Source organism: Corallococcus sp. CA041A (genome assembly GCF_003612075.1).
In the GTDB taxonomy this organism is placed as follows: Bacteria; Myxococcota; Myxococcia; order Myxococcales; family Myxococcaceae; genus Corallococcus; species Corallococcus exiguus.
In genome coordinates, this window is sequence record NZ_RAWF01000361.1 from 1 (window position 1) to 8,012 (window position 8,012).

The window sequence follows — 8,012 nt, forward strand, 5'->3', positions numbered from 1 at the left end:
CCCGCGCCCTCCGGCCCCCCCTCCGCCGCGTCCTTGCGACAGGCGGACAGGGCCAGGACGACGGCCAGACACCCCAACAACTTGCGCATGCCACCTCCCGTGAACGCCAGTGGGTGGCCAGTGTATGCTCGGGTTGGCCCCCCGCGAACGGCGGTTCCCGAACGCCCGCGATGCGCAGGCTGTTCCGGGCACTGAACATTCGACTCATTACCTTTGACCAACCGGGCCACGGTCATGTACGAACCGCGGTCTTGTCGCGACCGGTGGAGGGACTTTGAGGATTTTCCTGGTAAGGCACGGCGATGCGGACGCAGAGATCCCCGAGGGGCTCGGCGACGAGGCGCGCGCGCTGACCGCGAAGGCCCGTACGAATGTCGCCGCGCATTTCGCGTCGCTGTCTGAGCGCATGGGGCCCATCAGCCTCATCCTCACCAGCCCGCTGGTGCGTACGGTGCAGACGGCGCAGATCCTCTCCAACTCCGTGAAGCATGAAGGCCTCCTGCGCGTGCATCGCTGCCTGCTGCCGGACATGCCGGTGGGAGCGGTGGAGCCCGTGCTCAAGGAGTACTCCGACGAGAACCTCGTCCTGGTGGGCCACCAGCCCTCCATGGGCGCGCTCGCGGCGCACCTGCTGGGGATGCAGTCCTTCCCCAAGCCGGTGAACCCGGGCACGGTCATCGCCATGGAGTGGCCGGACACGCCCACCAGCACGGAAGACCAGGTGCCCGGCGAGAAGGGGGAGAACCCCCCGGCGCAGCACCTGAAGTTCCTGTTCTACTCCGCCCCCGGCCAGCAGGTCCTCGACGTCATCCAGTGACGTCCGGGAGCGCGCGGCCATGATGGACGAAGCCCGCTACCATTCCCTCGTGGCCGCCGCGTTCAAGCGCATCCTGGCGGCCGCGGACACCTTCGACCCGGACGTGCTGGAAGCCGAAGCCACCGGTGACAAGGTGACGCTCACGGCCGCGTCCGGCGAGAAGTGCATCATCAACACCCAGCGCGCCATCTGGCAGATCTGGGTGGCCGGCCAGGGCCAGGGCATCCACTTCAGCCACGACGATGCCTCGCGCGCCTGGAAGGACGACAAGGGCAAGGGGCTGGAGCTGTTCGCCTTCGTCTCGGACGTGGTGCGGCACCTCACCGGCGAAGCGCTCGTCTATCCAGCCTGAGGCCGTCCTGAAGGCCCGGCTGGGTTCCTGCTGAAGCCCGGAAGGAGGCCCGTGGCGACTGGCCACGGGCTTCCAGGCGTGACGACTCAAACCGTCATCACTTCCTTCTCCTTCTTGGCGACCAGGTCGTCCACCGCCTTGATGCCGGCGTCGGTCGCCTTCTGGACCTCTTCCGTGCGGCGCTTGAGGTCGTCCTCGGTGATCTTCTTGTCCTTCAGCTGAGTCTTGAGGGCCTCGTTCGCGTCGCGGCGGATGTTCCGGATGGCGACCTTGTGCTCCTCGCCCTTCTCCTTCACCTGCTTCGCGATCTTCTTGCGGGTCTCCTCGGTGAGCGGAGGAAAGGGCAGGCGGATCATCTCGCCGTCGTTCATCGGGTTGACGTCGAGGTTCGCCTCACGGAGGGCCTTCTCGATGTCCTTCAGCACGCCCTTGTCCCAGGGCTTGATGACGATGAGGCGGGGCTCCGGTGCGCTGATGCTGGCAACGCCGTTGAGCGGCGTGGGCGTCCCGTACTGGTTCACCTTGATGCCGTCCAGGATGTTGGTGTTCGCCCGGCCGGTGCGCGCCTTGGCCAGTTCCCGCTTGAGGTCTTCCACCGACTTGTCGATACGGCCCTTCAGATCCGCCGTGTCAGCCATTGTGCGTCTCCTGTGAGAAGTGGGGGTGTTGTCAGTCCCGTCCGTGGCGTCCCTAGGCCCAGACGGTCTCGGCCGCGCCGACGATGGTGCCGAACTCGCCGTGGCCCGTGACGGCGCGCTGGATGTTCCCGCGCGTGCCCAGGTCGAACACGATGATGGGCAGCTTGTTGTCCATGCACAGCGAGATGGCCGTGGAGTCCATCACGTTGAGGTTCTGCTTGAGGACGTCCATGTACGTGAGCGACCGGTAGCGCTTCGCGGTCGGGTCCTTCTTCGGGTCCGCGTTGTAGACGCCGTCCACCTTGGTGGCCTTGAGGATGACCTGCGCGTTGATTTCCATCGCGCGCAGCGACGCGGCCGTGTCGGTGGTGAAGTAGGGGTTGCCCGTGCCCGCGGCGAAGATGACGACACGGCCCTTCTCCAGGTGCCGCACGGCGCGCCGGCGGATGTAGGGCTCGGCGATCTGCTCCATCTTGATGGCGGACTGCACGCGCGTCTTCAGCCCCTGCTTCTCCAGCGAGTCCTGCAGCGCCATGGAGTTGATGCAGGTGGCGAGCATGCCCATGTAGTCCGCGCTCGCGCGGTCCATGCCCTCCGTGGCGCCAGCGACGCCGCGGAAGATGTTGCCGCCGCCAATCACGAGGGCGATTTCCAGGCCCGTTCTGGAGAGTTCCGCGACTTCCTCCGCGATGCGCGTGAGGGTGGGCGGGTGGATGCCGTACTTCCCCTCGCCCATCAGGGCTTCGCCCGACAGTTTGAGGAGGATGCGCTTGTAGGGAGAGGTGGATTCGGACATACGCGACCGCTTCTATCCCCCGCCCCGCGCCCAGGCAACGACGGAAGTCGTGACGCGCGCCGCACCGTCCAGTGCCGGGCGGACGGACATGAAGAAAACGGGGCCTGGAATACCAAGGGCCGCGTTCCCGGCGCCCTTCCCCTGTGAGGAAGAGCCCCAGGCACGCGGCCCCAGGGAGCTGCGGTGCGGCGAAAGGCGCTTAGGCCTGGCCCAGCGTCTTGGCGACCTCGGCGGCCAGGTCATCCTTCTTCTTCTCGATGCCCTCACCCACCTCGTAGCGGACGAAGCGGCGCACGGAGACCTTCTCGCCAATCTTGGCGGCGCGCTCGTTGATCATCTCGCCGACCTTCTTCTTGTCGTCCTTCACCCAGAGCTGGTCCACCAGGCAGACGCCCTCGTAGTACTTCTCCATCTTGCCCACGAGGATCTTCTCCAGCATCGCCTCGGGCTTGCCCTGCTGCTTGAGCAGCTCGCGCTGGATCTCCTTCTCCTTGTCCATCGCGTCGGTGGGGACCTCCTCGCGGCGGACGAACTTGGGGCCGGCCGCGGCGATCTGCATGGCCACTTCCTTCGCCAGGTCCTGGAAGTCCGGGTTGCGAGCGACGAAGTCCGTCTCGCAGTTGACCTCCACGATGACGCCGATGCGGCCGCCGTGGATGTAGGAGGTCACGATGCCTTCGGCGGCGACGCGGCCGGCCTTGCCCTCGGCCTTGGAGATGCCCTTCTTGCGCAGCCACTCCGCGGCCTTCTCGAAGTCGCCACCGGACTCGGCCAGCGCCTTCTTGCAGTCCATCATGCCGGCGTTGGTGCGCTCGCGGAGGTCCTTCACCATCTGGGCGGTGATCTCAGCCATGTCGTATCTCTTTCTTCATCGGCTCCGAGCCTGGCGGCGTGCGCTGGGGGCGGAGGACTGGGGTTCTGGGTACTGACGCCAAGGACGTAGAAAATGGAGACGGCCGGACAGCGGGCCTTGAGAGGTGCCGCCCGGCCGAACTCCGGAGACCGCGTTGGGAAAGCGATGAGGCCGGGCGGTTACTCCGCCGCCGGCGTGCTCTCGCCGCCAGCCTCGGGCGCCTGCTCCGTGGTGGCCGCGGTGGCCTTCATCTCCACGACGGGGCCGCGGCGCTCACCGCCACGGTCACCGCCGCCACGGCGGTCGTCACGGTCGCGGCGGTCGCCACGGCGCGGGCCACGGCGGTCGTCACGGCGGTCGTCACGGCCCTCGCGCTCCTCCTGCTCGTCGCGCTCGGCGGCGCCGGACGCACGGTAGCGAGCCGCACCCTCGAGGCACGCGTCGGCGATCTTGGACGTGAAGAGCTTGATGGAGCGGATGGCGTCGTCGTTGCCCGGGATGACGAAGTCGATGCCGTCCGGATCGCAGTTGGTGTCCACCAGACCAATCACCGGGATGCCCAGGCGGGTGGCCTCGTGGATGGCGATGTGCTCCTTCTTCGGGTCGATGACGAAGACGCAGCGGGGCAGCTTCGCCATGTCCTTCACGCCGCCCAGGTTCTTCTCCAGCTTCTCGCGCTCACGGTCGAGCTGGGCGACTTCCTTCTTGGGCAGGCGCTCGAAGGTGCCGTCCTCGGCCATCTTCTCCAGCGTCTTCAGGCGGTCGATGCCCTGCTTGATGGTCTTGAAGTTCGTCAGCGTGCCACCCAGCCAGCGGCTGGTGACGTGGAACTGACCGCCGCGGGCGGCCTCCTCCTGGATGACGTCCTGCGCCTGCTTCTTGGTGCCGACGAAGAGCACCGACCCGCCGCGCGCCGTGATGTCCGCCACGAAGCGGAAGGCCGCGCGGGCCATGGTCACGGTCTTCTGCAGGTCGATGATGTAGATGCCGTTACGGGCACCGAAGATGTAGGGCTTCATCTTCGGGTTCCAGCGCTTGGTCTGGTGGCCGAAGTGAACGCCGGCCTCGAGGAGCTGGCGCATCGTGATGCCGCTGGCAGCGGCCATCGCCTGGGCCTGCGTCTGCGTATCCTGCTGATCCATGGTGCGAGTACCTTCCGGTTGTTCCGCCACGCGCGTTGAGACCGCTGCCAGTCCTGGCCCTTCCACCGTGGAGGGGCACCGGGGACCGGTGACACGCGTGTGAGTAGTGGGTGCTGCTGACTGCCTCGGGCGGTGAAGCCCGGCCCCTACATAACAGGGCGCGGCGTCCTTAGCAGAACGCTCAAGAGGGGCGCAAGCTTCGGCACACCCTCCGTCCGGCTCCTACCTCCCCGAGGCCGCTCCCCTCCCCTCCAGGAAGGCGACCGGCGCGGCCCCGCTCCCCTTTCCAGGGAGGGCGACCGCGCCGGAAGAGCGCTTCCATCAGGTGTTCAGCGGCCTACGGGTTCGCTTCGTTGGCGCCGTGGCACTTCTTGTACTTACGGCCGCTGCCGCAGGGGCAGGGCTCGTTGCGGCCCACGGGCTTGGGGCCGGCGGCGGCTTCGCGCTGGGCGACCGGGGTGGCGGTGGCCTCCTCGATCTTCCCCTCGGCGTCCGCGCGGCCCTCCACGGCCTTCTTCTGCTGCTGGGCCAGCTGGCGCTGGATGCGGGCGGTCTCCTCCGCGGCGCTGGAGGCGGAGCGGGCCTGGACACGCATCATCTGGCTGACGAACTGCGTCTTGATGGCGTCCAGCATCTGCATGAAGCCCGTGTAGCCTTCCTTCTTGTACTCCTGCTTCGGGTCCTTCTGGCCGTAGCCGCGCAGGCCGATGCCCTGGCGCAGGTGGTCCATGGCCAGCAGGTGGTCCTTCCACAGCTGGTCGATGGTGGCCAGGTACCGGTACTGCAGGAAGCGCATGAAGTCTTCGCCGAACTCCTGCTCGCGGGCGGTGAAGACCTTCTCCGCCGCCGCGTAGATCTGCTCCTGGAGCTCGTCGCGGTTGCCGACGCCCTCGAAGCTCATCTCCAGGTTGAGCGACTCCTTCACGGAGTTGGCCAGCGAGGCGATGTCCCAGGTGTCGGAGCTGCGCGTGGGGGCGTAGGTGTCCGTCATGGACACGACGACGTCCTCCACGGCGTCCAGCACCATCTCCCGGAAGTCCGCCCAGGAGATGACGCGCTCGGAGCGCGTCTTCACGCGCGTCTTCACGTCCTCCTCGTACTCCACGAGCGGAACGCCCGCGCCCGACGCGAGCACCTGACGGCGCAGCTTGTAGATGGTGCGCCGCTGCTGGTTCATCACGTCGTCGTACTCAAGCAGGTTCTTGCGGATGTCGAAGTTGTGGCCTTCGACCCGCTTCTGCGCGCCCTCGATGGCGCGAGAGAGCCAGATGTGCTCGATGACCTCGCCCTCCTCCATGCCCAGGCGCTCCATCAGCATCTGGATGCGCTCCGACCCGAAGATGCGCATCAGGTCGTCTTCCAGGGACAGGAAGAAGCGGCTGGCGCCCGGGTCACCCTGGCGGCCGGCGCGGCCACGCAGCTGGTTGTCCACGCGGCGGGACTCGTGGCGCTCCGTGCCGATGATGAAGAGGCCGCCGGCGGCCATGACCTCTTCACGCTCGCGCTTGGTGAGCTGCTCGTTGTTCGCCTTCGTCTCCTCGAAGCGCTTCTCGTAGTCCGCCAGCGCCGCCTGGTAGGCGGTGAGGTCCGGGGGCTGCCCGTCCACGGACTCCGGCGGCTCCGGCGGCGCGCCCATCTCGCTCTTGGTCATGACCTCCGCGTTACCGCCCAGGAGGATGTCCGTGCCGCGGCCGGCCATGTTGGTGGAGATGGTGACCGCGCCCTTGCGGCCCGCCTGCGCGACGATGTCCGCCTCGCGCTGGTGCGCCTTGGCGTTGAGGACGTTGTGGGCCACGCCGCGCTTCTTGAGGAAGTTGGACACCACCTCGCTCTTGGCGATGGACACCGTGCCCACGAGCACCGGCTGGCCGGCCTTGTTCAGCTCTTCAATCTGGGCGGCGACGGCCTCGAACTTCTCGCGCTCCGTCTTGTAGACCACGTCCTGTTCGTCGCGGCGCTGCGCGTTGCGGTTCGTCGGGATGACGCGCACGTCCAGGTTGTAGATCTTCGCGAACTCTTCGGCTTCCGTGTCCGCGGTGCCCGTCATGCCGGACAGCTTGGAGTACATGCGGAAGTAGTTCTGGAACGAGACCGTGGCGAGCGTCTGGTTCTCGTTCTCGATCTTCACGCCCTCCTTGGCCTCGATGGCCTGGTGGAGGCCGTCGGACCAGCGGCGGCCCGGCATGAGGCGGCCGGTGAACTCGTCGACGATCTGCACCTCGCCGTCCTTCACCACGTAGTCCTTGTCGCGCTTGTAGAGCGTGTGCGCGCGCAGGGCCTGCTCGACGTGGTGGAGGGTCTCGATTTCGCCCGGGTCGTAGAGGTTGCCGACGCTGAGGCGCTTCTGGAGCTTGTCGATGCCGTCGTCGGTGAGGGCCACCGAGCGGTGCTTCTCGTCCAGGGTGTAGTCCTGGTCCGGCACGAGGCCCGGGATGACCTGGTCCACCCGGTAGTACTTGTCGGTGCTGTCCTCGGTGGGACCGGAGATGATGAGCGGCGTGCGGGCCTCGTCGATGAGGATGGAGTCCACCTCGTCGACGATGGCGTAGTTCAGCTCGCGCTGGACGTAGTCCTGCAGACGGAACTTCATGTTGTCGCGCAGGTAGTCGAAGCCGAACTCGTTGTTCTGGCCGTACGTGATGTCCGAGCGGTACGCGTCCTGGCGCTGCTTGTCGGACAGCTCGTGGAGCACGCAGCCCGTCGACATGCCCAGGAACTTGTAGACGCGGCCCATCCACTCCGCGTCGCGGCGGGCCAGGTAGTCGTTCACGGTGACGACGTGCACGCCGCGGCCGGACAGGGCGTTGAGGTAGGAGGGCAGCGTCGCGGTGAGCGTCTTGCCTTCACCGGTGCGCATCTCCGCGATGCAGCCCTCGTGCAGGAACATGCCGCCGATGAGCTGCACGTCGTAGTGGCGCTGGCCGATGACCCGGCTCGCCGCCTCACGGGTGAGGGCGAAGGCCTCGAAGAGCAGGTCGTCGAGCGGCTTGCCGTTCGCGATCTCCTGCTTCATCCGGGCGGTTTCGCGCGCGAAGTCCTCGTTCTGGAGGGCCTTCATGCGGCCTTCCAGTTCGTTGATGCGGGCGACCTTCAGGCGGGCTTTCTTGAGCTCGCGCTCATTCTTGGTCCCGATGAGCTTCTTTAGCGTCCATTCAATCATGTTGGCTCTCTCGCCGGAGGATCCTCGAAGGAGCGCGGCGAGTGAAGGGAATTCCCAGGAGATGTAAGGGAGAACCAGACCAAAACCACGCGCGCCCCCCGAAACTTCCTCTCGGCTGGCCGCCCGGCGCGCGGTGGCCCAGAGTAAAGCGGAACCGAGTCCACGCAATGTCCCCTAAGCAGATTCACCGTCCCCGCGCCGCGAAGAGTTCTTCCGGCCGCTCCTCCCCGGGCCCCCGCCGACCAGGCGCCCCC

7 protein-coding genes are annotated in these 8,012 nt (G+C 67.0%); 2 read left to right on the forward strand and 5 right to left on the reverse strand.

Annotated features, from left to right (window positions below):
- Nucleotides 1-274 precede the first annotated feature (274 nt).
- Both D7V77_RS38450 and cyaY read left to right on the forward strand, forming a co-directional pair.
- Nucleotides 275-817, forward strand: coding sequence for a histidine phosphatase family protein (locus D7V77_RS38450; protein WP_120559234.1), 543 nt, complete (start codon nt 275-277; stop codon nt 815-817).
- Between the two features lie 19 nt (nt 818-836).
- The gene (gene cyaY, locus D7V77_RS38455) at nt 837-1,169 is read left to right on the forward strand and encodes an iron donor protein CyaY (protein WP_120581201.1); all 333 of its coding nucleotides are present in this window, start codon (nt 837-839) and stop codon (nt 1,167-1,169) included.
- A gap of 86 nt (nt 1,170-1,255) precedes the next feature.
- Here the strand turns inward: cyaY and frr are convergent, their stop codons facing one another.
- The 5 genes from frr to secA form a co-directional block, all read right to left on the reverse strand.
- Nucleotides 1,256-1,807 carry a ribosome recycling factor gene (frr, locus tag D7V77_RS38460; RefSeq protein ID WP_120581202.1) on the reverse strand — a complete coding sequence of 184 codons (552 nt, stop codon included), beginning with the start codon at nt 1,805-1,807 and terminating at the stop codon, nt 1,256-1,258.
- A 52-nt stretch (nt 1,808-1,859) separates the two neighbouring features.
- Complete coding sequence (gene pyrH, locus D7V77_RS38465; protein WP_120581203.1) at nt 1,860-2,603, reverse strand: UMP kinase; 744 nt, start codon at nt 2,601-2,603, stop codon at nt 1,860-1,862.
- 199 nt (nt 2,604-2,802) lie between these two features.
- Nucleotides 2,803-3,456, reverse strand: coding sequence for a translation elongation factor Ts (gene tsf, locus D7V77_RS38470; RefSeq protein ID WP_120581204.1), 654 nt, complete (start codon nt 3,454-3,456; stop codon nt 2,803-2,805).
- A gap of 179 nt (nt 3,457-3,635) precedes the next feature.
- Entirely contained in the window at nt 3,636-4,598 is a 963-nt protein-coding gene (gene rpsB, locus D7V77_RS38475) for a 30S ribosomal protein S2 (protein ID WP_120581205.1), read from the reverse strand.
- 337 nt (nt 4,599-4,935) lie between these two features.
- Complete coding sequence (gene secA, locus D7V77_RS38480) at nt 4,936-7,758, reverse strand: preprotein translocase subunit SecA (RefSeq protein ID WP_120581206.1); 2,823 nt, start codon at nt 7,756-7,758, stop codon at nt 4,936-4,938.
- Nucleotides 7,759-8,012: the final 254 nt, after the last annotated feature.

Coding starts and splice junctions, on each gene's coding strand:
- cyaY (WP_120581201.1), top strand. CDS start 837: ATGATGGACGAAGCCCGCTACCATTCCCTCGTGGCCGCCGCGTTCAAG.
- frr (WP_120581202.1), bottom strand. CDS start 1,807: ATGGCTGACACGGCGGATCTGAAGGGCCGTATCGACAAGTCGGTGGAA.
- pyrH (WP_120581203.1), bottom strand. CDS start 2,603: ATGTCCGAATCCACCTCTCCCTACAAGCGCATCCTCCTCAAACTGTCG.
- tsf (WP_120581204.1), bottom strand. CDS start 3,456: ATGGCTGAGATCACCGCCCAGATGGTGAAGGACCTCCGCGAGCGCACC.
- rpsB (WP_120581205.1), bottom strand. CDS start 4,598: ATGGATCAGCAGGATACGCAGACGCAGGCCCAGGCGATGGCCGCTGCC.
- secA (WP_120581206.1), bottom strand. CDS start 7,758: ATGATTGAATGGACGCTAAAGAAGCTCATCGGGACCAAGAATGAGCGC.